The 26,512-nt window shown below is 52.1% G+C and carries 20 protein-coding genes and 2 pseudogenes; 21 read left to right on the forward strand and 1 reads right to left on the reverse strand.

Features of this window, described 5'->3' with window-relative positions; all coding sequences use genetic code 11:
- Positions 1-174: 174 nt before the first annotated feature.
- The 15 genes and pseudogenes from gmd to AC0L2A_RS00460 all read left to right on the forward strand — a co-directional run bounded on the left by gmd (position 175) and on the right by AC0L2A_RS00460 (position 17,718).
- Positions 175-1,269, forward strand: a complete 1,095-nt coding sequence (gene gmd, locus AC0L2A_RS00390; protein ID WP_473607095.1) for a GDP-mannose 4,6-dehydratase — start codon at positions 175-177, stop codon at positions 1,267-1,269.
- 21 nt (positions 1,270-1,290) lie between these two features.
- Positions 1,291-2,052 (forward strand): glycosyltransferase family 2 protein, encoded by a 762-nt coding sequence (locus tag AC0L2A_RS00395; protein WP_473607096.1) that lies wholly within the window; start codon positions 1,291-1,293, stop codon positions 2,050-2,052.
- Between the two features lie 260 nt (positions 2,053-2,312).
- A complete protein-coding gene (locus tag AC0L2A_RS00400; protein WP_473607097.1) occupies positions 2,313-3,281 on the forward strand; it encodes a UDP-glucuronic acid decarboxylase family protein in 969 nt (322 codons plus the stop codon).
- A 217-nt stretch (positions 3,282-3,498) separates the two neighbouring features.
- The gene (locus AC0L2A_RS00405) at positions 3,499-4,188 is read left to right on the forward strand and encodes an FkbM family methyltransferase (RefSeq protein ID WP_473607098.1); all 690 of its coding nucleotides are present in this window, start codon (positions 3,499-3,501) and stop codon (positions 4,186-4,188) included.
- A gap of 404 nt (positions 4,189-4,592) precedes the next feature.
- Entirely contained in the window at positions 4,593-5,870 is a 1,278-nt protein-coding gene (locus AC0L2A_RS00410; protein WP_473607099.1) for a sugar transferase, read from the forward strand.
- A 459-nt stretch (positions 5,871-6,329) separates the two neighbouring features.
- Positions 6,330-7,250 carry a glycosyltransferase family 4 protein gene (locus AC0L2A_RS00415; RefSeq protein ID WP_473607100.1) on the forward strand — a complete coding sequence of 307 codons (921 nt, stop codon included), beginning with the start codon at positions 6,330-6,332 and terminating at the stop codon, positions 7,248-7,250.
- Between the two features lie 169 nt (positions 7,251-7,419).
- The gene (locus AC0L2A_RS00420) at positions 7,420-7,578 is read left to right on the forward strand and encodes a glycosyltransferase (RefSeq protein ID WP_473607101.1); all 159 of its coding nucleotides are present in this window, start codon (positions 7,420-7,422) and stop codon (positions 7,576-7,578) included.
- A 70-nt stretch (positions 7,579-7,648) separates the two neighbouring features.
- A complete protein-coding gene (locus AC0L2A_RS00425) occupies positions 7,649-8,626 on the forward strand; it encodes a polysaccharide pyruvyl transferase family protein (RefSeq protein ID WP_473607102.1) in 978 nt (325 codons plus the stop codon).
- Positions 8,587-9,939 carry an oligosaccharide flippase family protein gene (locus AC0L2A_RS00430; RefSeq protein WP_473607103.1) on the forward strand — a complete coding sequence of 451 codons (1,353 nt, stop codon included), beginning with the start codon at positions 8,587-8,589 and terminating at the stop codon, positions 9,937-9,939. The genes AC0L2A_RS00425 and AC0L2A_RS00430 overlap by 40 nt, the downstream gene beginning before the upstream one ends.
- Before the next feature lie 146 nt (positions 9,940-10,085).
- A complete protein-coding gene (locus AC0L2A_RS00435) occupies positions 10,086-11,417 on the forward strand; it encodes an O-antigen polymerase (protein ID WP_473607104.1) in 1,332 nt (443 codons plus the stop codon).
- Positions 11,418-12,449: 1,032 nt separating this feature from the next.
- Positions 12,450-13,688: a glycosyltransferase family 4 protein gene (locus AC0L2A_RS00440; protein ID WP_473607105.1), complete on the forward strand. Its 1,239-nt coding sequence runs from the start codon at positions 12,450-12,452 to the stop codon at positions 13,686-13,688.
- Positions 13,685-14,887, forward strand: coding sequence for a glycosyltransferase (locus AC0L2A_RS00445; RefSeq protein ID WP_473607106.1), 1,203 nt, complete (start codon positions 13,685-13,687; stop codon positions 14,885-14,887). The genes AC0L2A_RS00440 and AC0L2A_RS00445 overlap by 4 nt, the downstream gene beginning before the upstream one ends.
- A gap of 395 nt (positions 14,888-15,282) precedes the next feature.
- Positions 15,283-15,354: pseudogene (locus AC0L2A_RS00450) on the forward strand (hypothetical protein); the annotation flags it as partial.
- A gap of 13 nt (positions 15,355-15,367) precedes the next feature.
- Entirely contained in the window at positions 15,368-16,462 is a 1,095-nt protein-coding gene (locus tag AC0L2A_RS00455; RefSeq protein WP_473607107.1) for a glycosyltransferase family 2 protein, read from the forward strand.
- Between the two features lie 470 nt (positions 16,463-16,932).
- Positions 16,933-17,718: an FkbM family methyltransferase gene (locus AC0L2A_RS00460; protein ID WP_473607108.1), complete on the forward strand. Its 786-nt coding sequence runs from the start codon at positions 16,933-16,935 to the stop codon at positions 17,716-17,718.
- A gap of 233 nt (positions 17,719-17,951) precedes the next feature.
- Here the strand turns inward: AC0L2A_RS00460 and AC0L2A_RS00465 are convergent.
- Positions 17,952-18,527, reverse strand: a pseudogene (locus AC0L2A_RS00465) (transposase); the annotation flags it as partial.
- A 626-nt stretch (positions 18,528-19,153) separates the two neighbouring features.
- On the opposite strand from AC0L2A_RS00465, the gene AC0L2A_RS00470 reads away from it, so the two are divergent.
- From AC0L2A_RS00470 to AC0L2A_RS00495, 6 genes are all read left to right on the forward strand, one after another.
- A complete protein-coding gene (locus tag AC0L2A_RS00470; RefSeq protein WP_473607109.1) occupies positions 19,154-19,636 on the forward strand; it encodes a hypothetical protein in 483 nt (160 codons plus the stop codon).
- A 263-nt stretch (positions 19,637-19,899) separates the two neighbouring features.
- Positions 19,900-20,709, forward strand: a complete 810-nt coding sequence (locus AC0L2A_RS00475; protein ID WP_473607110.1) for a tyrosine-protein phosphatase — start codon at positions 19,900-19,902, stop codon at positions 20,707-20,709.
- Positions 20,709-21,494, forward strand: coding sequence for a polysaccharide biosynthesis/export family protein (locus AC0L2A_RS00480; RefSeq protein ID WP_473607111.1), 786 nt, complete (start codon positions 20,709-20,711; stop codon positions 21,492-21,494). Before AC0L2A_RS00475 ends, AC0L2A_RS00480 begins: the two co-directional genes overlap by 1 nt.
- 45 nt (positions 21,495-21,539) lie before the next feature.
- Entirely contained in the window at positions 21,540-23,912 is a 2,373-nt protein-coding gene (locus AC0L2A_RS00485; protein WP_473607112.1) for a GumC family protein, read from the forward strand.
- Positions 23,800-25,059, forward strand: coding sequence for a tetratricopeptide repeat protein (locus AC0L2A_RS00490; RefSeq protein WP_473607113.1), 1,260 nt, complete (start codon positions 23,800-23,802; stop codon positions 25,057-25,059). Before AC0L2A_RS00485 ends, AC0L2A_RS00490 begins: the two co-directional genes overlap by 113 nt.
- On the forward strand, positions 24,945-26,423 hold the full coding sequence (locus tag AC0L2A_RS00495) for an O-antigen ligase family protein (RefSeq protein ID WP_473607114.1): 1,479 nt from the start codon (positions 24,945-24,947) through the stop codon (positions 26,421-26,423). Before AC0L2A_RS00490 ends, AC0L2A_RS00495 begins: the two co-directional genes overlap by 115 nt.
- Positions 26,424-26,512: the final 89 nt, after the last annotated feature.

A 26,512-nucleotide genomic window follows, 5' to 3' on the forward strand; every position in this document is an offset into this window, starting at 1 on the left:
GCAATTTTCCGGGTGTGGCAGCGGCTGGTAATATCTTGCCCACCTTTGCCCTGACCTATGGCCTGGTGTTCGTGACCTGCCCGGTAGAGCCGATGGCTTACCAAATCGGGAGGATGATATCATTCGCTTAGAAGACACCTACAGTCGCGTTCGAGAAACCGCCGGAGAAGTACAATGACCAGGAAGATCGCACTCATCACCGGCATCACTGGCCAGGATGGCGCCTATCTGGCGGAACTTTTGCTGGCAAAGGGCTATGACGTCCACGGTATCAAGCGGCGTTCATCGTCGTTCAACACGGGTCGCATCGATAATCTCTACCAGGATCCGCATGAGAAGGACGTAAGGCTGTCGCTGCATTATGGCGATATGACCGACGCGACGAATCTCATCCGTATCGTCCAGGAAGTGCAGCCAGACGAGATCTATAATCTCGCGGCGCAATCGCATGTTCAGGTGAGCTTCGAGACTGCAGAATATACGGCGAATGCTGACGCGATAGGTACACTACGCCTTCTGGAAGCCATCCGGCTGCTTGGTTTGACAAAGAAGACGCGCTTCTATCAGGCATCAACTTCTGAGCTTTACGGGAAGGTTCAGGAGATCCCACAAAAGGAAACGACGCCCTTCTATCCGCGATCGCCCTATGCCGCAGCAAAGATCTATGCCTACTGGATTGCGGTAAATTACCGGGAGGCTTACAATATCCATGCCTCCAATGGAATTCTGTTCAACCATGAAAGCCCGATGCGCGGGGAAACATTTGTGACACGCAAGATCACACGCGCGGCTGCCGCGATCAGCCTGGGCCTCCAGGACAAACTCTATCTCGGCAATCTGTCTGCCGAACGAGATTGGGGCCATGCCCGCGACTATGTCGAAGGCATGTGGAGGATCCTTCAGCAGGATGCGGCCGACGATTATGTCCTCGCTACTGGAATGAAAAACTCGGTCCGCCGATTCGTCGAGCTTGCATTTGGCGAGGTTGGGACCGAGATCCAATGGGTCGGTTCCGGCATCGACGAAAAAGGCATTGATGCAAAATCCGGCAGCGTTCTGGTCGAGGTGGATCCGCGGTACTTCAGGCCCACCGAAGTGGAGCTTTTGATCGGCGATCCCTCAAAAGCAGAGCGCATTCTCGGGTGGAAGGCGACAACGTCGCTAGCTACAATGGTCCAGGAAATGGTCCAGTCGGATCTCAAAACGGTAAGACGAGAATCCGAGCACCGGCGCTTGGACGAGGATCGCATTCGTGTTGCGGCACAGTGAGGAGCGTTGGACCGAGTCGACATGAAAATCTCGGTTTTAACGGTCTGCTGGAACTCGGCCGCAACAATCAGGTACACGATCGATAGTTTCTTTGCCCAGGACCATCGGGACAAAGAGTTGGTGGTCGTCGATGGGGGGTCGGCGGACGAAACACTGACAATCGTTCGATCGTATCCCCAAGACCAGATTCAGTTGCTCAGCGAGCCTGACCGCGGCATGTATGATGCATTGAATAAAGGGCTGCGCCTGTATACCGGACAAGCAGTAGGCGTGCTGAATTCTGATGATTGTTTCCACGATCACACGGTGCTGAGTCGGATTTCGGCAGGCCTCGAACATGCCGATATCGTGCATGGCAATCTGAATTTTGTCGAAAACCATTTCAACAAGCGGGTCGTACGACGTTGGCGTGCTGTTGCCAGGCCGGCCAAGGGTTTTCGGACCGGCTGGATGCCAGCGCATCCGACGTTCTACGTCCGGCGAAAGGTGGCCGATGCGGTAGGTGCGTTCGACGTTAACCTGAAAGTCGCGTCGGATTACGATTGGATGTTGCGTGCTGTTGAGCTCTACGAATTCAAATCTGCGACGAGCGATCATATTTTGATAGATATGATGGTTGGGGGGGCCAGCACGAACAGCATCATGTCGTACGTCAGGCACAACATGGAGGCGTTACAATCGAGACGCCGATGGCTCGGATCAGGTACGATTGACTACGCATTGGTCGCGAAGCCGGCGCGCAAGTTTGGCCAACTTGTTTTCACTCTTAGGGCCAAAGGCTAAGATCGATCGCAACCTGACAATCAGTTCCAGTTCCCGCCCTGCGGATTCTCCACCAACTTCAGCTGGCCGCAAATCATTCACCACCCATTTTGTTAGCGTAGAAAGCCTCCCAGAGACTACATGTGTGTCTATCCAAAACCTCGTAGTCAGCCCGAAAAAGCCCGGCGCTGGTATCAGCTTCCTGAGGGTTAGTGAGTCCTCTCAAGTGAAGTCAAAGACCTGCGTACAATGTATAGTCAAAATTCAGGATGGAAATTGACGTGAGAAAACTGTATAATAGTAGAAAGCGGATCCTGGTGACTGGCGGTGCAGGTTTTCTTGGTTCGCATTTAATAGACAGATTGCTCGGTGAGGGGGATGAAGTTGTTTGCGTTGACAATCTCTTTACCGGAAGCAAGAGAAATATAGACCATTTACACGGGAATCCTAGGTTTGAATTTCTTCGGCATGACGTTTGTTTTCCGCTTTACGTAGAGGTCGATGAAATATACAACCTTGCTTGTCCAGCATCTCCGATTCACTACCAGCATGATCCGGTACAGACGACCAAAACGTCTGTACATGGCGCGATCAATATGCTTGGACTCGCGAAGCGGCTTAAATGCAAGATTTTGCAGGCTTCGACGAGTGAAGTTTATGGAGATCCCGCCGTGCATCCGCAGATTGAAGAGTATTGGGGTAACGTAAACCCCATTGGGCCCCGCTCGTGTTACGATGAAGGCAAACGGTGTGCGGAAACTCTATTCTTCGATTACCATCGACAGCATGATTTGAAGATAAAGGTAATGAGAATATTTAATACATACGGGCCTCGTATGCATCCGAACGACGGTCGCGTTGTTTCGAATTTTATAATGCAGGCGCTGAAAGGTGAGCCCCTAACTATTTACGGCGAAGGCGACCAGACCAGATCGTTTTGTTATGTCGACGATCTAGTTGACGGGATGATTCGCCTGATGAACTCTAGTGATGATATCACTGGGCCAATTAACATTGGTAATCCGGTCGAGTTCACTATAAAGGAGCTTGCGAAGGAGATTTTAGAAAAAGTTGAATCAAAATCGTCTCTTGTTTTTGTACCACTTCCTCTCGATGATCCAAAGCAACGGCAGCCGGACATTTCCAAAGCTAAGGAATTACTCAACTGGCACCCGAAAATTCGGCTAACTGACGGGATAAAGTCTACAGTCAGTTATTTTGAATCGTTGCTCGACAGGGCAGCTAATTAAGAATGGTAAAAGCGAGGCCTCTAGGCAGTGGACTAGTTAAGAGATATCCATGCGCTCAGTTCTGAATACGATAAATTTTATTGTGGCACATCCCCTTTGCTCAGGGAGGCCACTGAGCGCGCTATGGCGATATGTAAGATGGCAAGCCGAAAGCGCGATACGCCACGAGCTAGAGTTCCAATGGATAGCGGGAGCGAAGTTGGTAGTGCGAAAAGGTATGACCGGCGCTACTGGCAATATCTATTGCGGCCTGCACGAATTCTCAGATATGGCGTTCGTCCTCCATTTCCTGCAACCACTCGATAACTTTGTAGACGTTGGCGCTAACGTTGGGAGCTATTCTGTCTTGGCGTCGGCTGTATGTGGAGCGCGAACGGTTGCACTTGAGCCCGACCCGACCACGATTGAATTTTTAACGCGCAATGTGAATGTCAACAGAATTCAAAGCCGTGTTACAATCATTGACGCCGCGTTGGGTGCAACACAAGGGACAGCAGATTTCACCATCGGACGCGACACTAGAAACAAAATGGCTAAAGCAGACGAGCATGAAACACGCGTTGTCAGAGTTGATACCCTAGATGAAATTGTTCGCGATGCAACGCCAATATTGGTGAAGATTGATGTCGAGGGCTTCGAGGCCGATGTTATCGCGGGTGCCAAAAATACGCTTGGAAGGCCAGAATTAATGGCAATCCTGATTGAAACTGTTGATGACGATGTTCGCCATACACTAAATTCCCACGGTTTTGTCGAAGTGCACTATGAGCCTCGCTCCAGAGTCTTATCTCAAACAGAAGATCAGGCTGGGAGAGGGGCGAATTTCCTTTTTGTGCGCTCCATAGAGGCTTGCACTGAGCGTGTAAAACGTGCGCCCCAGCGACAAATTCTCCACCAACTAATATGAATTAGGGCAATCCGATGCTAGTTCATCTGTAAGCGATTTTGTCCATGAAGGACAACAAGCTGGACGCGTCGATCCTTGAGGCCTACATCGAGTCCGAATTCCTTGAGACGCAGCACGGCCATGGGTCGCCTTGACCGGCCCGATCCAACTGGAAGGGCCGGGTTCTCGCTGCCATCATGAATGGCGAGATCCCTGTCGACCTCGACGCAAGGGACCTCGTCGCAATCGCATAGCCGTTAGTCGTACTCGGTCGTGCGTGCAATTGTTGCAAAGTCGGCTCTCGGGGTTTCACCCAAGAGTGCGGTAGCCATTGTTGGAGCCGCAGGATGTCGGTAGACGTGGCAGTGGAAAACTGTTGGTGGCCTTTGCGGATGATCGGTTAACTGGTTAATGGCTTCGGGAATTTGAATACCTCCACTATCAACCTGCCGAACCAGAGGCATCTTCTGCTTCGGATGCGCTTTCAGTTGCTTGGTGGATTGACGTTCGCGATCTTGCTCCCCGCGATCGTCCGTATGTCGTTTGATCAACAAGTGATCTGGTCAACGAATATGCAAGTTACGATTTTCGCTGCGTTCGTCGCTCACACGTCGGGCTACCTGCTTTACAAGCGCATCGGCAATTTTCCGGGTGTGGCAGCGGCTGGTAATATCTTGCCCACCTTTGCCCTGACCTATGGCCTGGTGTTCGTGACCATCTTCTTTTTCAGGTTTGACTATAGCCGGTTCCAGGCCGCCGCGAGTTTCTTTCAGTCGACATTGTGGTATTTTGGTCTGAGCTTGGCCACGCGACGGCTCGACCCCTACCGGTTGGCAGTGATCCCCGGTGGGAACGTCGATAGGCTGGAGAGCATACCTGGTGTCAGTTGGCACAGGATTCATTCGCCCGAGACGATCGTCGAATATGCTAGCGGTGTAGTGGCCGATCTTCGAGCCGATCTTTCGGATGAATGGGAACGATATATCGCTGATCGCGCGCTCTCGGGAACGCCGGTCTATCATGTCAAACAAATCAGTGAGTCGCTCACGGGCCGAGTGGAAATAGAGCATCTTTCCGAAAATACTCTGGGGTCATTGAATCCAAACCACGCATATTTGAAAATAAAGCAGGTTATTGATTGGACTTCAGCTCTATTCATACTTCTCCTTCTCTCACCATTGCTTTTGTTTGTTGCAATATTTGTAAAACTGGATTCTAAAGGTCCTGTTTTATTCAGGCAGAAGAGGATGGGGTACAGAGGAAATATCTACGAGGTCTACAAGTTTCGGACGATGATATTCAGTGCCACTGTTGGCGATGAAAAGGAAGAGGCCATCACAAAGGCAGGCGATACGCGGATCACTCGCTTAGGACAGTTCTTGAGGAAATCCAGGATCGATGAGTTGCCGCAAGCCATCAACATCTTGCGCGGCGAGATGAGCTGGATCGGGCCGCGTCCGGAGGCCCTCGTTCTGTCAAAATGGTATGAGGCAGAGCTGCCATTCTATCGGTATCGGCACATCGTCCGGCCTGGCATTACCGGATGGGCGCAAGTCAACCAGGGCCATGTTGCCGCGGTGGACGACGTTCTGGAAAAGCTTCACTATGACTTCTACTACATCAAGAATTTTTCTCCTTGGCTCGATGTGCTGATCGTGTTTCGTACTGTCCGAACCATGCTGACAGGGTTTGGTGCACGTTAAATCGTCGGGTAGTGTTTCTCCCTGGTGGTTGCAAGCAGCGGGGTGGGGTGGTTACAAGGTCCAGCTCCTTATGCGGGCCGTGTTGTAGTTCGTGGCGCGGAAAACAGTAATAGGTTGGAATATGCAAACCCTATATCTTATGCAATCGATGGATGTTCCATCGGGTGATTGGAGCCTATTGCAGAGCGCGTTGCACGGTTCGTGGACTGGTATCTCGACCACCATGGAGATAAGCCGGTTAAGAAGGCGGTGTCATTCGGTCCAAGAAAGAACTCGCTTGGGATGTCAATTGCTGACCGAGTTCGGTGCAAGATAATGCTCCACTCGCAATCAGAGGAGGTCGCTTTCTCGTGGCATGGACTTCCGCAATACGCGGCTCGACTCATACGCGCGGCTGCGGCACGGCTGGATAGGCCATGCGTGGTCGTGGGGTCCCGCCCGGTGGTCCCAATTGATGGAATGGAGCAGGTGCTCGGCCGACCGGTCCAGTGGATAGACCCGGGAAAGCCTACTTCCTGGTCTGAGATCGGCCTGAAAATTCCGAAGTTCTATATCCAGTCCGGCTGGTCTTATCCTGCTTTTTCAGCACTTGGCCGCGAGGTCAAGGAGGCTGGCGGATGCGTAATCGGGCTGAGCGATGCAAACTGGAGGGGTGATCTCCGCCAGCTTCTGCTTGGCCCGGCCGCTTTTCGGCTTCGCCACCGCCGGCACTTCGACGCAATTATAGTGCCCGGGCACCAGGGAGAGCGCCTTCTGCGTTATTTTGGGATGCCGCGTCACCGCATCCGCATGGGATTGTATGGCGCTGACCCCACGCTTTTCTCCCCGGGGCCGCCGCTTGCTGAACGGCCACCCGAGTTCTTGTTTGTCGGACAGCTAATCCGCCGCAAGGATATTCTCGGTTTGACGAGCGCATTTGTCGAATTTTGCCGACAGCGGCCCGAATGGACGTTGCGAATCTGCGGGAGCGGCGAGCTGAGGAACCAAATACCCGTTCATCCCAAAATTATTGTCGAGGATTTCGTACAGCCCCAGGAACTCGTCAGCCGCTATTATTCGGCACGGTTTTTGGTGCTGCCGTCCCTGGTTGAAGCTTGGGGGCTCGTGGTTCACGAAGCTTCGCTCAGCGGTTGCGGTTTGGTTTTGAGTGATGCTGTTGGCAGTGCCGACGACCTTGCATCGGATCGCAACGCGATGCGATTTCGAGCCGGGTACGAACGAGAAATACTGGCCGCACTTCATTCGGCGGCAGACTCAAGCCCTGACTGGCTCGTCGGAGCCGGATTTGAATCGAGAGCATTGGCGCAGAACTTCGGTCCGGAGCGCTTTGCTGTGGAGGTGTCAAGTCTGATTTCGTCTTTCGCCGGCAATAGCTTTTGATCGGGAATCCGGCGAAGGCCTAGCGTGTTCTCGGCTGGAAAGCCTCCATTTCCTTCGAAAGCATTGTTAGCGAGATGGTGGAAACGGACCTCCAGGCGGTCAAGCGGGAGGCGCAGCACCGGCGACTTGAGCGCAGTCGACGCCGCGCAGTAGCGCTAGGTCGAAGCTCGTGAAGATTTCAGTCGTCACCGTTTGCCGGAACGCCGCCGCTACGATCCGGCATACGCTCGACAGCTTCTTTGCCCAGCACCACGAGGACAAGGAGCTAGTCATCATCGACGGAGTGTCGACCGATGAAACGCTTTCGATAGTGGCAATAAGAAAATGACATTGCTTAAAGCACGCTTGGAGAAGTTAGATTGTTAACAATAGCTGTGGAGAATTCTACGTGGAACAATATGGGGGATGCATTCTATCAGACATCTTTACAACGCCTTTTACAGGCGCAATTGCCGCAACATCGAGTTGTCTCGTTTGATGGGCCAATAAAACGCGGGTTTCGGCCAGGACGTTTTGGGCGGCATAGCTTCGATGTAAGGACTTGGACCCACGCCGATCACTATGTCTTTTCTGGTCCGATTTTTCACCGCTTCGTTGAAACATATGGTGATTTAATAAAAGCGATAGTTGATAAAGGATCGACCTACAGCTTTATAAGTGTTCATTCAAATACATATGACTGGGAGCTGCCGAACCTTCGATCTTTCTTGACGAGTTACCCTCCAAAAGCGATTCATACCAGAGACCGTTATACATATGATAAAATTGGAGACTTAGCAAAAGAAAGCTTGGATGGAATATGCTTTGCCTTTTTTGTCAGGTACTTGGACGGTATACCTGACTTGGCTCCAAGAGATCCATATTTATGCTCAAGCTTTCATAGTATTAGAGAACCGGTGCTAACGTGCGATCCCGCGCCGGCTGAAAAGAGCTTTGTTGGATCGGGGGTGTCATTTGAGTTGAAGAAGGCCAATATACCTTGGCGATGGGATCGCCACCTGGACTTCAAGCGAGCTTACCCAATCAAGCTCGGTCATTGGAGTATAATAAGGCCAGTGCATGGCCTTTACGGGTTCTCGCATTTGGTTTTTAGCCGTCCTAATTCGTATGTTACCTACAATCCTCTGAATTTCCTATCTATTTACAAGCACTGTGACGGGGTGTTGACCGACCGCGTGCATGCCGGCGTGGTCGCCCTCTCCTTTGGTCGTCCTGTGCGCTTGTTGGCGGTTGACAAGAGATCTGAATTGTTTTCGAACGCACCAATAACCCGCACTGACGGTATATTCGAAATTGATAATAGCGAGCTCGCAAAGCAGTATGAGCGACACACTGATTGGATTCGAAACAATCTTTTGAGCGCAATATTGACGTGAGTAGGCCCATCAACTCAGCGGCATGGGCGCGATTCATCTTCGGATCATTTGTTGCCTCCGGTGTTGTGCTCCTACTGACCCTCGTGTCAGGGATGGTTACGGCTCGCGTATTAGGCCCAGAAGGGCGAGGTATTTTGGCGATTATTTTGACCTGGTCTGGCTTGCTTACGGCCTTGGTACAATTGCCTATTTCAGATGCCATTGTTCTTATCAGTGATCCCAAGGCGAAGAGCTCGGTGGAAGCCTCTGGGCTTTATATCTCCCGCGCGCTATCGATCTTGCTTGCGTTGTTGTGCGGCGTTATAATGTACGGCGCAATGAGCAGATACGAAGCCGTTCCTGTACTAGTCGCATCACTATTCGCGTTCTCTTCATCAATGGCGGGTATTATTGGTGACGTTTATAGAGGTATATTAAGGTCTAGGGGAAGGTTTTTCGCACTGCAGGCGTTCTACGTCTCTCAGCCGTTTATATATTGTGGGCTATGCTTGCTGTCGGTTTTTATTTCTCCTACTGTAAATTATTTCGTTATTTCACAGATGGTTAGTATAGTCCTGATATTTATCATTCGGGCCGCCATTATAAGTATACCGGTCAGGGAATGGTGGGACTGGCGCATCGCGCAGCGTTTGTTGGCGGTCGCTACACCGCTTCACGTAAGCGCTGTGGTTAGGATGTTTACAGGTCAAGCTGATAGATTTGCTGTAGTGCTGATTGGGCAACCCGAGGCAGTCGGACAATATGCTGTAGCGATTACGCTCTCGTCGCTGTTCGGTGGGGTTTTTAGTACTGCGATAAGGTCCGTGGCCCTTCCTGCGCTGGTTAACAGGACAGACGCGGAACTCTCCAGAATTATTCTTAGAGTTATGAGGCTTACGTGGCTTGCCTCCATCGTTGGAACGGTCGCCACTTGCCTATTTGCACCCTTGGCTGCACCACTTCTATTTGGAAAGGCGTTTGTAGTTGCTGGGACGTTGGCGTCTTATCTGGCTATAGCCTACTTATTTACACCGGTGAAAGACGTACTATTTGAAGCCTGCAAGCTAGCTAGCCTGAATCGGGTTATTATCACGTCGCATATCATATTCATTTCTTTGTTTGCGGGAGTAGTAGCGACGCAGTACCGATATATAGGGATATATGCTGTAATTGTTGCTTTTTTCGTCGCCAACTCTGTTAGTCTAGTCTATGTGTCGGAGCGCCTCGGTAGACTGTTGCCTGCGGTGAGAATTAGAAACTGGATACTGCCGACTTTTTACACACTGCGTGAGTGCTTCACGATGTTTGCAGCCATGTTCGGTTGGAAGCGATGACAGGAGCGAGCACCGATGCCCCATAGCGCGCCAAGCCCACGCCAGCCTCGAGACTTAATAGGACGTGAGTTGCACCGGTTCATTCCCCAAGCCCAGCTCGCTATTGTGATTGCCGACCCCGGAAACTCGCAGTAGGACGCGTCATTATGATGGCCGAATCAGTATCCTTCCTTATCTTGCTAGTCACGACATGCGGAATCCTAATTGGGGCATTCATCCAGCCCCATGGTTATCTTAAACTGCCTCCGTTGTGTGCGGCTGTATATGCCGGCTGGCTCCTTCCTCAGCTGTGGCAGTTGCGAGGGCAGCTCGGCAACTTGGATGCGACGTATTTAGCTATATTGAACCTGTTCTTCGCCGCTTGCTTGTTTAGCGTTCACATCGGCTGGCATTGGGGCGTCCGCGCGGAAGCGTATCAACTCGCGAGGACCCCGGTGCGGGTATTCGCGTCTCAGAGAGATATTAATCGCGTGACGGGCTTGGTGACCCTGGTGGCATGGTCAATGTGGATCGCCATGGGCATGCGCAGTTTGGATGAACGCAATGAGACGATGTGGAGCGGTCCTTTAACAATTATGTACTTTTTCCTCAATTTGAAAATGCTTTCGATGTTTCTTTCCACTTACCTCCTTCTACGGTTTAAGAGTCGCGTGGCAGTGCTACTTTTCCTGGCCAACGCCGCACTGTACTTTCCTCTGGTTCTCGTCTATTTTCGGCGAAGGGCTATGTTAGAGCTGTTTATAGCTCTTTCACTTGCATTCTGGTTTGCAAGACGCGCCGTTCTGCCGCGTGTAGGCGTACTGCTCGGAATGCCGGTCGGAACTATTGTTGTTTTCGCTGTAGGTGCATTGAGAGGACTTGCGCGCGGGGACGGGACATTGGAATGGAGAATGCCCAGCTTTGCAGATATATCTGCAATTGATTTTTGGTCACAAACTCCTTTTGTTTCGGACCAACAGTCTCCGGAGGTGACGAACGCCTTCTATCTTGTACGTCTATCTTCGGAACTAGGATATCACACCTTTGGTGCCTCAAGTTGGAACAGGTTGGTATTTCAATGGGTTCCGGCGCAAATCGTCGGAGCAGATCTGAAGAATGCCCTAATGATTGACGCCGACGTCGGAAGGGCTTTGGTTAATACGTTTAACTACGGCGGGCGCACTGGCTCGACGTCGACCGCTATGGCGCAAGCATATGTGGAATTCGGTCCGTTTGGGATCGTTTTTTTCGTAGCAACTGCTTACGTATTGGCGAGGTGGTGGGTGAGAGCGAACCGAGGGAGCGTTTGGGCGATGACGCTCTATGCTTGCGCTCTTCCATTAGCCGTCATCATGCCGACATCCTATCCCATTGTAGTTCTCAACTTTATGCTTCTCTACGGCGGCGCTCTCTGGGTGACCCGCTTTATGATGACAGACAGCAGCTCTGAACGGAGGCACCAGAGGCATGTCGGTCGAGAATATTGCGATGTTAAATAGTCAATTGACGATTTGTTACTTTTCGCAACCATCGGTTGCTCCGCATCAGAATATGATGCTTCGCTATTTGAAAGAGGCGCATTCAGGGCACCGACATCGGGTCGAAGAGATTCCCATACCTACGTCCAGGCGGATGATGGGCGTCATTGGGTTCGTTTGGACTGTCATAAAGAAATGCGCCTTTGCGCGGCACCAGGTGTTGTATTTTTCAGGATTCGCGAGTGCTCGATATGCATTTCTCGCGTACATGCTGCGACACCCTCGCATAGTATATCATTCGCAAGATTGGATATTAGACCGGCGAGACTTTAGAGCTTTCGCTGAAAGGCGTGTCGTTAGGAACGCAGCACTTGTAGTCTGGAACGAGCGAACCCGCGCGAGAGCCGCGTCGCGGCTAGCGAGACGGACGGGTAAGCTGCTCATCGTCCCCACGTACTTACCCTGCACATATCCGCTTCCAAATCCTGACCTTGGCTTAAGGGAAGCTATTCGCAACCGAGGAATCAGTTGTACGGATGATACCCCAATTATTTTCGCTGGAGGGTATTCTGACGAACGATTATCTCCCACTCTATTACAAGCGGCACATGGCCGGAATTGTGTTATTGTGTTTACTGGCCCTAACCGAGTGCCGGAGTCTGCTCCGAGAAACGTTGTGGACTTGGGTAACCAAAGTTTTGAGAGGATGCTGTCAATAATGGCTGCTTCAGATATTGGTGTTTTACTGTATGACTACAGGAGAAGCTTTGGTAATAGGTTTCAGCAGCCTGGTAGGCTAACGGAATATCTTCGCGCGGGACTCGCTGTGATTTCGACCCCATTTCCCAGCGCTAAGAGAATTGAGCGAGACCTTACTAGCTATGTATGTGTCGGTGGTCACGATATACAAGAATTAGGACGGGCACTTGAGAGCTTGTTTCATCAGGTCGGAAAAGGTGAAGTTTCGCGGGAACGTATTAGGCACTATGCCGAGGACAATCTTTCATACGAGCCAGCCGCCGATACTGTATACTGGCACGTTATGGATTTAAAATGATTAGCCAAAAAGTAGTCGTGCAACAAATTGGTGCGCGAATGGATTATGCGGTTCCACGTGCATTGTTCCGGGAGGGAATACTTGGTAAGTTTGTAACAGATCTACACTTTAGTTCCCCGCTGAGTGCGCAGGTGGCGACCTTGCGGCGATATAGGTCTGAGATACCAGATGAATATGTTATCCGGAACCTGAGAAGTGGATTCGCGTACCGTCTACTCTTGCGCTTCAGGCGAGGAGAGGCATGGCCGCATCAATTTGCATCTGAAGCACTTGCTGGAGCTACTGTGCAGGCAATAAAGGAGACTGGCGCAAACATTTTGTATGGCTTTGATACCGCGTTACTTCCAATATTGTCTGTGGTGAATGAGCTTAGGTGCAATGTGATTTTGGAACAATGCATAGCGCCACGAATGCAAATGATTAAGTTAATTCCAGCGCTGGAGGAACGTGTCGCAAGAGAGGGCATTTCGTCAAGCGAGAGTGGACTCGGCACATTGCTAGGATACCTTGAAGTATTATCCGCTATTGAGCAAGCCGAATGGAGACGATCTGCCCTCATTGTATGTCCGTCGCGATTTGTTCGCGATGAGTTGATAGGACTCGGTGTGTCTGAATCGAAGACGATTGTCATTCCATACGGTGTAAACATAACATCTGATGCAGAGCCAAGGCGTTCCCCAGAAAATCGTAAGCTGAAGGTCGCCTTTGTAGGAGCTTTTTCATATCGAAAAGGCGCTATTGACTACTGTCAATTGGCATCGAAGTACCATAATCACTCTGAGTTTCATATATTTGGGTCAATAATGCTACCAGATGCTGTTATGAGCAGACTTTCTAGAGATGTCATTGTGCGCGGGCATCTTTCCCGGGAGGATCTCTTTCGCGAATTGAAGGAGTTCGACGTGTTGGTTCTCCCATCTTATTCGGAGGGTTCTGCTACCGTCATCTACGAATGTATGGCGTTGGGACTTGTTTGTATAGTCAGCCACGCGTCGGGTTCTGTGATAACCTCCGGTGTTGATGGGGTTATATTTGATGCGGGTGATGAGAATGGAATGCATCTCGCATTTGAGAATGTACTTGGGTCACCCAGCCTTCGACGCAGCATGTCAGAGGCCGCGGTCGAGACATCAAAAGAAAACACGCGTGACAGCTACGGGGCGCGTGTTGTAAACGCGATTGAAAAGTTCAGTAAGGGCCTCGAACGGTCACCGTTACCCCAGAACTCAATATGACCCGGGCTTCAAACACTCAGCGGCATCTCTCGTTGGCGATTGTGACCGGAAGCCTATCGAGGTCGGGAGGGGGATTATATAATTCAGTTCGTCGATCCGCACAAACTTTGCAGGCATTCAATAATGACGTGTCAGTCATGGGATACGCTGACCGATACACGGCGCAAGATATTACCTCGTGGTTACCGATAGTTCCTCTCTCCGCCCGGTATTGCGGTATTTCGTCGATCAAATATGCGCCTTCGATTGGCAAGGCTTTGGGGCAGACGCACTTCGATGTAGTACATCAGCACGGGATCTGGCATACGACTTCAGCGCAGGTGTTGGCTTGGCGACGGCGAACCGGGGGCAAGGTGATGATTTCGCCTCGAGGAATGCTGGACCCTTGGGCTTTGCGAAATTCGCGATGGAAAAAGAAGACTGTAGAATTCCTCTTTGAAGGGGCGAACTTGCGAGGCGCATCTTGCATCCATGCCCTGAACCGATCCGAGGCCCAAGCGATCCGCAGTTACGGACTTGCCAATCCGATCGCAATTATCCCCAATGGGATAGATCTTCCTGATTGGCAGAGAGGCGATGCCCGATCGGCGGAATGTTGGTGTGCGGACGGGCGGCGTGTCCTGCTTTTCCTAGGCAGACTCCATCCGAAAAAAGGAATCGAAGAATTGATTGAGGCCTGGTCGATACTCCGGAGCGATGGCGTTTCGGTAGTCGATTCGTGGCGGCTAGTTTTTGCGGGATGGGACGACGGGGGCCACGAGCAGCGCCTACGGGAATTGGTGAAGAAAAAAGGTCTTCAGCACGATGTATTGTTCCTAGGCCCGCTTTACGACGAACGAAAGGACCTCGCGCTGCGGCAGGCCGATGCCTTCATACTGCCGTCCTATTCGGAAGGGCTGCCTATGTCGGTGCTCGAGGCATGGGCCTACCGACTTCCGGTATTTATGACTGACGCATGCAATCTACCAGAAGGGTTTACCGAGTCGGCGGCAATACGGATCGAGACGAATCCGCCTGTCCTTGCGGCGAGACTTGCCCAGGACCTGGTTCGCCCTGATTTGCAGGATTATGGTACTTCTGGCCGGAACTTGGTGGAAGCGCGATTTGTTTGGGATGAGATAGCCCGTAGCCACATTGAGGTCTACCATTGGATCCTCGATGGGGGTAATCCACCTTCATGTGTTGAAATTGATCAATGAAGTGCGATGATCCGCTGTCCCCGGCACAAACTCGACCAACTCGTGTGAAACTTGACATCGTAGGAAACCGCGCCGCAGCGAAATGGAGCCGCCGAGAGCAGGTCGGTCGGGTGTTATGGTCTGTGGCTTGGCCATTCTTCCGCTTCTCGCCGCGGCCATTTTGGAGGTTCCGATGTTTGCTTCTGCGGCTCTTCGGTGCCCAGGTGGGTATATGTGTTCATTTGTATCCCACCGTCCGGATCACGATTCCCTGGAATCTTTCCATCGGAGATCATTCCGCCATAGGCGACGGTGCCATTCTTTATGCCTTGGGTCCGATAACAATGGGGGCCAACGTGACCGTCTCGCAGGGGGCTCACCTGTGTGCGGGGACGCATGATTTCAGGTCGCCCTCAATGACGCTCGTGAAAGCGTCTATCAAGATAGGGGATAGCGCGTGGATTTGTGCAGACGCATTCATCGGACCGGGGGTCGAAATAGGTGCAGGAGCTGTTGTCGGAGCGCGGGCTGTCGCAATGCGAAGCGTCCTCCCGGCGCTCGTGGTGGCTGGCAATCCTGCCCGAAAGATCGGGGAGCGACAATCTCATCTCGGCTGGAAAGCCGACGCCGCAGGCCTTAGGGACGATAAATCCTTGGGTACAACCCCTTCCAAACTGGGCGATAAGTGAAGGCACGATGACGCAACGCGATGTGGCTTCCTATAGCGATGACTCCCCAGTTGAGACACGGTCCGCCAAAGACAGGTCGGAAGCAGCCCAACTCCCGGTGACTGTCGTCATTCCGGTCAAAAATGAAGAGCAGAACCTTCCACAATGTCTCGCCAGATTGCAACGGTTTGCTCAGGTCGTCGTAGTTGATTCGGGAAGCACTGATCGAACAAAGGAAATAGCAACGAATTCCGGGGCCACGATTCTCGATTTTGTGTGGAACGGCGAGTACCCAAAGAAGCGAAATTGGGTCCTTATGAACTACAAGTTCAACACGCCTTGGGTTCTATTCCTTGACGCAGATGAATTCATTTCGGTACCCTTCAGCAACGAACTCGAGCGGGTCATTCATTCAACTGATAATTCTGGATTTTGGCTGCGCTATACTAACTATTTTCTAGGTCATGAATTGCGTTACGGGTTGCCGCAGCGTAAGTTGGCCCTTTTTAGAGTAGACGCTGGCCTTTATGAAAGAATCGAAGAATCCAACTGGAGCAATCTTGACATGGAGGTGCATGAGCATCCTGTTTTGATCGGAAGGATCGGAGAGATAAAAACTCCTATACGTCACGAAGATTACAAGGGGTTGGACCGTTTTCTTGAGAGGCACATCAATTATGCTAGGTGGGAATCTAGGCGTTATAAAATATTAAGAGAACAAGGCCATGAAAATCTCACTGACAGGCAAAAAGTAAAATACAGGTACATTGATAGATGGTGGTTTCCCTGGGGTTATTTTTTTTACACCTACATAGCTAAATTTGGGTTCCTTGATGGCCGTCCCGGTTTTTCCTATGCGTTTTACAAACTTTGGTACTTCTTTTCTATCAGGAATTTGATCCTTGAGGATTTGGCTATTCAAAGCTAGTTGTTCTAGATGGATTCGAGGGAAATTAGGCAGGCGAAGGATGGTCGAATCTGATTTCCGGGGGAGCAATCAAGAATGTTGAGGCCCGGATCGCAAAGCAGGACGCCGTTCGGCATATGCTGACTGTCGTGACAACACTGGACCGGCACGCAGTTGTCGAGAACTGCACGCGATTCGCTACCATTTCCAGGCTGGTGCATGCGATTGGGCCAGCCAATGCTCGTGTGGCCCTTGGCCTCGAATGCTCCGGACAACGACTGCCCCAGTTGGAAGGCGCCACTTCGTCGCAGGGCGCCCACATTGTGGAACCGGACATTTTAGAAATATATCGCCGACTAGCTGCGTCGACTTCTCGTTGTTACCATGGCTTCATAAGACCAAAGCCCGCCCGAGCCGCGTTAGGGCTAGGTTAGCTTCCATGATAGGTCAACTCGCTGGAATGCCAAACCGCAAACGATAAGGTATATTGCATGAATAAAGGCTTGAAAGGATTTATAAAATCCGTCCTTCGCAGATGCGATATTGCCGTGATTCGGCACGAGACCTTACTATCCCTTGAAGAGAGCAGATCAGCTACCTCTGACCTCGATTTCATTCGTGCATTGCCCGCCGAATACGTCGCATCCGCATTGGCGGTTTTGCGTGAGTCGAAGTCGCAACTCCGACAAGATCTTTTTGTTCTGTCTGAAACAGGGTTTAAAGAGAACGGTTATTTTGTGGAATTCGGCGCCACTAACGGTGTGAATCTGAGCAACAGCTATTTGTTGGAGAAGTGCTTCGGTTGGAGTGGTATTCTCGCGGAACCTGCGAAGGTTTGGCACGACAGTTTGAGGCGAAGGCGCGGCGTACACGTCGAAACCCGATGCGTCTGGAGCGAGTCGGGTTCGATCCTGAAGTTCAACGAGGTTGAAAACGCTGAATTGTCCACGGTCCACGCCTTCAGTGACTCAGACACGCGAAGAAGAGAAAGGAATACCGGTCGCTTTTATGACGTCGAAACTATTTCTCTTAACGATCTTCTCCAAAAGTTTAATGCGCCAAAGGTAATAGACTACTTATCGATTGATACTGAGGGGAGCGAGTTTTCGATATTGAAGAATTTTGACTTTAACGCTTACCGGTTTAACGTTATTACGTGTGAGCACAATTATACCCCAGCGCGTGAAGAAATCTATCGGCTTCTGAGCGGCAATGGCTACGTGCGGAAGTTTGAACAGCTTTCTAAATTTGATGACTGGTATATCAAAGCGGGGTAGGAGTGGCGCTTCTCTTGAGAACTATTGTGCATGAAATCAGGAGGCGATCTTGGTAGACCTCGGAGGAGGCGGATCTTACGACAGAGTCGACTGGATTTGAGCGAGCTGTTGCGCTCGCCAAATCGGTTTGCAAGGACGGCAATCTGCATTAGAGGCGGGCTCTATGTATAATTGGACAACTTGATCCCTTGCCTCCCATTTCGGACAAGCTTCTAAATCAAGCCACGAGGTCATCTGCGCTTCGGCGTCTTGTTCCTGAGCTGCAGACCCATCTCGTTGTAAAGGCGATAGATTCGCTTCGGGTTGACCGCCCATCCTCCGGCGCAACAGCACATGGACGCGCCTGTAACCGTAGCGCACCCGCGTCTGGGCGATCTCCCTGATCCTGTCTTTGAGGTCGGCCTGCTCGCCGCGCTTCCACTTGTAGTGATACTTGTAGTGATAGAGCGACGTATCGATCAGAAACGTCGCGCATGCCGGCGGATCGACACCTTCCAGTCCGCCGGAACCTCATCCACGAGCCGCCGGCGACGGGCAGGCCTCATAGTTTTCGGCGCACGACATCCCGCAGCATGGCCTTGTCGAGTGTCAGGTCGGCGACGATCTTCTTCAGCCGGTTGTTCTCATCCTCGAGCTGACGGATGCGCTTGACCTCCGACGGCGTCAGACCGCAATAGCGCTTCCTCCAGTTGTGGAACGTCGCATCCGAAATGCCCGCCTTGCGGCACACCTCCTCTGCCGGCGTCCCTTCCTCGGCCTGGTGTGCAGAATGATGCGATCTGCGCCTTCGAGAACACGGACTCCTCCATCTCCCGAACCCGGGGTCATAAGTAGAAAATTCCAGCCCAGAACGGTCCGAATCCGGGGAGCACGTCACCGGATGAGGAGAAAGGCAATGAAGCGATCGAGATTTCTGACGAACAGATCATCGGCAATTTTGAAGAGACACCAAGCAGGGCTCTCGACGACGGAAATCCGTTGCCAAGTTGCCCCGGCGTTCCCGGCATCATCTAGAATTTGATCACGCCATCATGCTCGCCAGGCGCCCGATCTGCTTGCCGGTCGAATTTGCGAATAATCTGCCCCGCCGGCGCGCTAACAAGGCTTAGGACTCGCGCGTCCATCTAATAGGGTTGGGCGGCCGACCACAGTGCCCAAGCCAGTACTTGTCCAGCAAGGTGCTGTATCGATCTATTTGTCCTCCGATCATTTATGCCGAGAGCCGCCCAAAAGATCCCGAATAGCTCTTCGATAATTGCCAATTACGGCTGGCGGCTGCCACTGAGTGTGTCAAATGAAACACAGCGGAAACCAAAAAATATCTCGCAAATGCGAACGCAGGTTGGAATAGAAGCAGAAAGCTGCTACGCGCTTGTTCAATGCCTTAGTGCTTGGGCGGGGCCGAGGTACGGCGGGACAAAAAGGATCGAAACGAATGAACCTTACTGTAAAAATTGCGTTGGCCGGATTTGTCGCCTCGATCGGCTTCGGCCCGGTTTCGACTTTCGCTCAGGATGCGTCTTGCACCTGTATGACACCCTATCAGGCAGCGGCGAATTCGATTGGTTCCATCGGGCAGGCCAATGGCGACGTAATGGTTTCGCAAGCCGCTGGCTATGGCCCGGCCAAGGCGGGAAATGCTCTGGATTTCGGCAGCCGCATTGTGGTCGGGGCCAAGGGGGCGGCCTCCGTTAATGTCGGCGGCTGCAACCTGGATGTGCCGGCGAATTCAAGCCTCGACATTTCCCGTGTCGAGAACAGTATCTGTCTGAAAGTTGTGGGCTCTGAGCATACGGCTCAGATTCCCCCGGGTGACGATGACGACGACCTTACCCCGCTCTATATTTTTGGCGGCATGGCTGGTGCGGCTGCCATTCTTGCTGCAACGCAGGATGACGGCGACCCCGCCAGCCCTTAAGTCGCCCAGTAGACAATATAGCAGGGGCGTGTGACTGCCTCTGCTGTATTGCCGGTGTCGCAGTGTCTTCGCGCACTGGCTGGAGCCGGAGGTGTTGATGGAATTCATTCACCATGCCGCTCGCTGTCAGCGAATAGCTTGAATTTGGCATCTACTGCATTGCATGAACTTGACAAATGCGTCATGCGCTATCGTGCGGGTGGCGCATTTACCTTTTATTCGGGAGAAGTCGTCAAGTTGCTTCAGTGCGGCCACAAAAGTCAATGATCGACCTGCATTCCCATATCTTGCCTGGTCTTGACGACGGCTCGCGCAGCCTTGCTGAATCGCTGGAAATGGCGCGGCTGGCGGTGGCCGACGGAACGACCCATATGGCGTGTACGCCGCATATCGTGCCAGGCATGTATGAAAACGGATCGGCAAATATTGCCCGCGCGGTTCAAGAGTTGGAGCAGGCGCTGAGCCGCGCCGCAATACCGCTTGCTCTTTACGTCGGCGCCGATGTGCATATAGCGCCGGATCTGCCGGAGCAATTGGCGCTGGGTAGCGTGCCGACCTTGAACAGATCTCGCTATTTTCTATTGGAGCCGCCGCATCACGTCTTGCCGCCAAAGCTGGAAGATTTTGCTCTGCGCCTCATAAACGCCGGGTTCGTTCCGATTCTTACCCATCCTGAGCGACTGACCTGGATCAAGGCAAATTACGATGTTGTTGAGAAATTGAATGCAGTGGGTTGCCTAATTCAACTTACCGCAGACTCGATTGTTGGTGCTTTTGGACGCACGGCGCTTTACTATTCGGAAAAGCTGATCGACGAGGGTAGAGTAGATATTATCGCTTCGGACACCCACGGCGCCACCCGCCGGCGACCTGGGCTTTCGCAGGCGATTGCCCTTGCCGCGAAGCGATGTGGGGAAGATGAGGCCCGCAATATGGTGTTGAAACGCCCAGGCGAGATATTGGCGAACCGGCCCCTCGAGCCGGTCGGAAAGGCACGCTCGAAAAAGCCAAGCCCCGGCAACGTCGGTCGCTTTGCAGGATTGGGTCGCCTGTTGAAGGGTGGGGCAGCGTAATGGGCGTGTTTCATTTCGCAAAAAATTATACGGGCGCGACATGTGCCTTACTCGCTTCGCTCTCGATGTCTGCCTGCACGAGCACCTCGTCGACGACATCATCGTCTTCGCCGACATCGGTTGATGCGCTGCAATTGGCCTCAACGCCGGCGCCGCTTTCGGGCGGCGGTGCTCTGCAGGTCGTAAAGGACTTGCCTGCGCCGCAGAACACGCAGAATGGCAACGAGCAGCCTTTGTCTCCAAACGACGTGCTCGAGGTGAATGTGTTCCAGGTCGACAACCTGAACAGAATCGTTCAAGTCGACTCCGGCGGGCAGATTTCGCTTCCACTTATCGGGACCGTTACCGCGGCAGGAAAGACCGTCCGTCAGCTGGAGCAGGAAATCGAAACGGCTTACGGGGCGAATTATCTGCAGTCGCCCGATGTGTCGGTCTACGTCAAGGAATCGATTGGACAGCGCATTACAGTCGATGGCGAAGTCACTAGGGCCGGTATCTTTCCGGTGTCGAGCAATTCTTCTCTCATCGATGCGATCGCCCTTGCTGGAGGGTTCAATCCCGTTGGCGATGCGGGAAAGGTCTTTGTCTATCGCAATATCGGCCAAAATACTTTGGTGGCAAATTACAATGTGGAGCAGATTCGTGCTGGCAAGAGCCGCAATCCACGCATCTATGGTGGCGACAAGATTGTCGTCTTCGCGTCGAAATCGAAAATTGCGCTGAACAATCTCAAGGACGCCCTCGGTGTCGCCTCGAGTGCAGCCCGCATTGCTGTGATCCCGTGATCGTAAATCGCAACCGGTCAGACAATCCTAGGATTACCTCGCGCCATGCTCGATCGTAACAGGCAGCATCAAATTGCAGGCCCAGGACATGGCCAAGCCTTGTCCCCCGACCTGTATTATGACGGTGCGCAAAACTATAGCTCATATGGCCGCGATTACTCGGAGCCGGACGACCGCTTTAATCCGCTCAAGCTGCTCTTTTACGTTGTCCAATATCGGTGGCTGATTGTCATGATGGCGGCAGCCGGGCTGGTTGCCGGCGCCATCGTTACCATGATGCAGACGCCAAAATATCAGGCAACAACGCAGTTGGAAGTGTTGGTTCCTTCAGCCAAGGTCTTCCAGGACATTGAGGTGGTTTCGGAAGACAGCGATGTCCGAGCGTTTCTGACCGCCCGAGAAAAGCTTAAAAGCCGCGCATTGGCGCAGCGTGTCGTGTTCCAATTGGGGCTTAGCGAAAAGCCAGACTTCTTGTTCCCGACGCCGGACTTCTCCATTAGCAACATTTTCTATCGTGCGTTCGGAATTTCCAAATCGCCTTCCATAGAAGAAAAGACCCCAGAGCAACGCGAAGCAATTGCGATCAGTCGGGTTCTCAGTAACCTCACGGTCAATCTGGTCACCAACACGAGCCTGCTTTCGATTTCGTTTGCCGACCAGAAGCCGAAATATGCAAGTGATATAGCCAATCAGGTCGCGCAAAGCTTTATCGATCAGCGACTCGATCAGACCGGCGAAACCTCCGACCTGGCACGGCAATTTATCCAGGAACAGGTTTTGCAGGTAAAGCAAAAGCTTCAGCGGTCTGAGGAGGAACTCGTCGCTTATGCCAAGGATGCAGGCATTACGACAACCGGCGATGACAAATCGCTGATAGGATCGAACATCGAGGCGCTGAACACTGCGCTTGCGACAGCAATCCAGGATCGTCTCGATGCTGGACGGGCCGTAGACCAAATCGACAAAGGTCGTGGGTCGAGCCTCGGTCCAGTCCTGGAAAGCGAAGGCCTACAGAAGCTCAACGAGAAATTGGCGGATTTGACCAGCCAGTATCAGCAAAAGTTAGGCATACTGAAGCCTGGTTTTCCAGAAATGCAGCAGCTTCAGTCGCAGATCAAGGAGTTGCGGCGGCTTTATGACAATGGCGTCTTGGCAATAACAGATTCATTGCGGCTGAAGTATCAGGAAGCTCAGAACAAGGAAGCGGACCTTAAGTCGAAACTTGAGGAAATGGAAAGGCAGCAGGTCGTATTCAACGACAAGAATATCAAATACACGATCCTGAAGCGGGAGGTCGATTCAAACCGATCGCAGTATGATAGCCTGATTGCCAAGCTAAATGAGGTCGGTGTGAGTTCGGAGCTCAAGACACAAAGCGCGGCAATCGTCGATTTCGCGGCGCAACCGAACATCCCTTATTCTCCGCGTCTGAGCGTTAATCTTGTTGTCGCTCTGGCCTTTTTCTTAGCTCTGAGTGCATCAATTATTTACATCATCGAGTTGTTGAACAATAACTTTACCAATCCTGAACAGATCGAAAAGGAATTGGGATTGGCGATGCTCGGCATCTTGCCGCTTGTCGATGACCGGGAACTCATAGCCAGCATCGCCGATCAGAAATCAGGACTGTCCGAAGCCTACCGTTCGCTTCGAACGTCATTGCAGTTCTCCGGCGCCGAAGGCGCGCCGCGATCGCTGCTGGTCACGAGTTCGGAACCCTCCGAGGGCAAGTCGACCACCTCGTTCAAGCTCGGACAGGATTTTGCCGCGCTCGGTGCCAGAGTTCTCATTGTTGACGGCGATCTTCGAAAGCCCAATCTTCATCGGCTGTTTGGTCTCGACAACACAATCGGACTGAGCAATCTCCTGACAAACACCGTCCGCAAGGAGGATTTGGCCAATATTTTCAGGGCGACGAAATATCCTAATGTGACCGTCCTGACCTCTGGAACGATCCCGCCCAACCCTGCGGACTTGCTCTCTTCGCCGAAGATGGCACTAATCCTTACCAATCTTGGCAAGCGCTTTGATCTTGTCATAGTCGATGCTCCGCCGATCGTTGGCCTCTCGGATGCCCCCATTCTCAGCCGGCTTGCCGAGGGCACGTTGATGGTCATCTCTACCAATCAGGTGACACGCAAGTCAGCGAAGACGGCGTTAAAGCGCCTGCGAGCTGCCGGCGCGAACGTGGTCGGAGCCGCGATGTCGAAGTTTGCAGTGAACAAGTTCGATTACAACTACGCCTACAAATATATGAATTACCAGTATTACGACTACGGCACCCCGAAACTTGAGGGCAAAGTCGATGACGGAGCAGACCAGCCCGCTTATGCGAAATCTACGGCGTTCAGGCGTTTGGTTCGCCGCATCCGTTCTAGTGTTGGCGGCTTCGTCGATCGGGCTAAGTCGGTTTCTTGAAAACGAAACACCAACCGTTTCCCTCGCGCTGGATCCGTTGAACGTCAATGCGTTGATAGGCGAGATCACTCACGACCTGAACGATACAAGCAATGCTCCCGATCTCGACGCATTGCTTGCCAAGGCCGAAAGCGCGCTTCGTTTTGACCTTGCGGACGCACGGCTCTACAGCCTGATCGGCGAGATCAAGTACCGAAAGGGTGAAAAAGACCAGGCCAATGAGTTTTTCGATCAAGCCCGAAAACTATCCAAGACAGAAATCCATGCGCTCCAGAGGTCCATTGGCCACTCGATCGAGACAGGCGATCTGTCAAAGGCTGTCGGCGAGATCGATATATTGTTACGGCGATGGCCGGAACAATTTCCGGCTGTCGCCGAGGGTCTGCCGACAATCCTCTCGAGCCCCGATGGATACCAGGCTGTTCTGGCAGCCATCAAAGCGGAGGCGCCCTGGAGAACCAGTCTGTTCGCCACTCTTGGCAGAACTCCCGAAGGGCTCGATTCTGCAAACCGGCTGCTGCTCGATTTGACAGGCTCAGGAGCGCCACCAAAATCGCGAGAATTGTCCACCATCATCAACGGCTATATTGGCCAGAAGGAATATGAACCAGCCTATCGGCTGTTTCTTTTCAGTTTGTCTGATGAAGAACGGAAATTGGGCGGGTACATTTTCAACAGCACCTTTGAGCCAAGCTTCAGCGGCAAGCCTTTCGATTGGGAACTCCGCGATCAGTCAGGTTTGGAAGTTACCTTTTCAACATCGCAAGATGCGGTCGAAGGCGACGGGGGCGCAACGGTCCGCTTCCTGAATACGCCGGTTAAGAACATTGCTCTTCAGCAGCTTATTGAACTCCCTCCCGGTTCGTACAAGATTTCTCTGATTGCCTCTGCGAGAAACCTGAAGCTTCCAAAGGAATTATTCTGGTCGATCATGTGTGTGGATCCAGCAGGCGAAATAGCGCGGTTCAACATTTCGGAGGGTACCTACAATCGTCAGAGTCTCAGCCGGGAGTTTTCGGTAGGACCGGCTGCATGTCCCATGCAACTGTTGCGGCTGCAGACGGCTGCCATTGCTCAGAGCTGGCGCTTTCGCTATGTCGGCACGTTGGTAATGCACAAATTGAGCATCGAGAGACTTTCATCTTGAGCGATCGACCCTCGGAATGGGATAAATATTTCCTTGGATCGGTTCTGTTTTTATCGCTGCTGATCGGCGGAGGGACTGCAAGCGGCCTCTATACTGACACGCTGATTGAGGTCGCGGCAGTCATTTCGGCGGCGGCCGTCTTTTCACAGACCTCAGGCCAGAGAATCCCCCATTCTGTTCTGTGGCTGCTTATCTTCGCTGTGGCATTGGTGATTTTACAAATCGTCCCGCTGCCTGCTGCTATATTCAACGGGTTGCGACCGGAGCTGTTGCTCGGAGATCCATGGCTGGCGGGAGAAAGCGGTTTTCGCTTCGTCAGTGTCGGAGTTGGACGGACGGTCGAATGTCTATTGTATCTGGCGGCCTCAGCAGCGTTTTTTTTGAGCGTATTGCGATTGCGCACCGAGCAGGTGCAAGGCCTTCTGCCGTTCTTTTTTATGGGTGTCATCTGCAACGGCTTGGCGGGAGCGATTCAATATTCGCTCTCAGACGACATCGTCATAGAGGGATTGTTGCCTTTTACGATCACTGCCGGGCTTTTCGCCAACCAGAATCATTTTGCGGCTTTGCTTTTTGTTTCTATTCCCTTCGTCGTTTATTACGGTTTGTTCCGCGGACATCTTTTATCCGGATCGCTCGGGCTGGTCACGCTTTTACTGCTCCTTTTGGCAGCCGGTTCGCGTGCCGGTGTTCTGATTGGATTGGCGATTACTGTACTGTCGATTGTCTTTCTTGCAGCACGTTCGAAGGTGAGTGGATTGAGCATTCTGGCGATTTTCGTAGTGCTTTCAGTCTACACGATAGGCGCATGGACGAAGATCGACGCCGATGCGATTGATCCAGCTTTCGGGCGGAGAGAATTTGCGCGTACCACTGTTGAAGGGATCCAAGACAATTTGGCAACGGGTGTCGGATTTGGAAACTTTCAAAAGGCTTATCAGATATACGAAAGAGAAGAGATGATTTTTAGCAAGTATGTAAATCATGCTCATAATGACTATCTGGAAATAGCCTTCGAGGGTGGCGCTCCTGCCATTCTGTTAATGATATTATATTTCATATTGCTTTTTGTTGCGCTTTCTAGAATTCGCCGTGATCCGCTCCAGAAGGCGGCGTTCCTCTCGGTGTCCTTTCTTCTCATTCACTCACTGGTTGATTATCCGCTGCGGACCGAAGCGCTTGCAATGACGTTTGCCTTTATGAACGCCATTATCTTCCACAAAGGATTTGCAACCCGCCAGAAGAGTGAATTGATCGAGATCGACCACAACGGTGACAAGCTGTTCGTTCCCATCGGAACTTCGTCATATCAGACTGGCGACCCGCGACCGACACTTGCCGCACCTTCATTCGGGTGGCACTGAACTCTTCGGCAAAAAGCAATCAATCCCTGGTGTCGAAATGCGTTGCACACGCCGACGCTCACCGCCACCGAGGTATTCGCACGACACTT

Source organism: Mesorhizobium sp. WSM4844 (assembly GCF_055811775.1).

What these genes read in the sequence shown, in the direction of transcription:
- gmd (WP_473607095.1), top strand. Translation starts at nt 175, where the DNA reads ATGACCAGGAAGATCGCACTCATCACCGGCATCACTGGCCAGGATGGC.
- AC0L2A_RS00395 (WP_473607096.1), top strand. Translation starts at nt 1,291, where the DNA reads ATGAAAATCTCGGTTTTAACGGTCTGCTGGAACTCGGCCGCAACAATC.
- AC0L2A_RS00405 (WP_473607098.1), top strand. Translation starts at nt 3,499, where the DNA reads ATGACCGGCGCTACTGGCAATATCTATTGCGGCCTGCACGAATTCTCA.
- AC0L2A_RS00415 (WP_473607100.1), top strand. Translation starts at nt 6,330, where the DNA reads ATGGAGCAGGTGCTCGGCCGACCGGTCCAGTGGATAGACCCGGGAAAG.
- AC0L2A_RS00425 (WP_473607102.1), top strand. Translation starts at nt 7,649, where the DNA reads ATGGGGGATGCATTCTATCAGACATCTTTACAACGCCTTTTACAGGCG.
- AC0L2A_RS00435 (WP_473607104.1), top strand. Translation starts at nt 10,086, where the DNA reads ATGATGGCCGAATCAGTATCCTTCCTTATCTTGCTAGTCACGACATGC.
- AC0L2A_RS00440 (WP_473607105.1), top strand. Translation starts at nt 12,450, where the DNA reads ATGATTAGCCAAAAAGTAGTCGTGCAACAAATTGGTGCGCGAATGGAT.
- AC0L2A_RS00445 (WP_473607106.1), top strand. Translation starts at nt 13,685, where the DNA reads ATGACCCGGGCTTCAAACACTCAGCGGCATCTCTCGTTGGCGATTGTG.
- AC0L2A_RS00460 (WP_473607108.1), top strand. Translation starts at nt 16,933, where the DNA reads ATGAATAAAGGCTTGAAAGGATTTATAAAATCCGTCCTTCGCAGATGC.
- AC0L2A_RS00470 (WP_473607109.1), top strand. Translation starts at nt 19,154, where the DNA reads ATGAACCTTACTGTAAAAATTGCGTTGGCCGGATTTGTCGCCTCGATC.
- AC0L2A_RS00475 (WP_473607110.1), top strand. Translation starts at nt 19,900, where the DNA reads ATGATCGACCTGCATTCCCATATCTTGCCTGGTCTTGACGACGGCTCG.
- AC0L2A_RS00480 (WP_473607111.1), top strand. Translation starts at nt 20,709, where the DNA reads ATGGGCGTGTTTCATTTCGCAAAAAATTATACGGGCGCGACATGTGCC.
- AC0L2A_RS00485 (WP_473607112.1), top strand. Translation starts at nt 21,540, where the DNA reads ATGCTCGATCGTAACAGGCAGCATCAAATTGCAGGCCCAGGACATGGC.
- AC0L2A_RS00490 (WP_473607113.1), top strand. Translation starts at nt 23,800, where the DNA reads ATGACGGAGCAGACCAGCCCGCTTATGCGAAATCTACGGCGTTCAGGC.
- AC0L2A_RS00495 (WP_473607114.1), top strand. Translation starts at nt 24,945, where the DNA reads ATGTCCCATGCAACTGTTGCGGCTGCAGACGGCTGCCATTGCTCAGAG.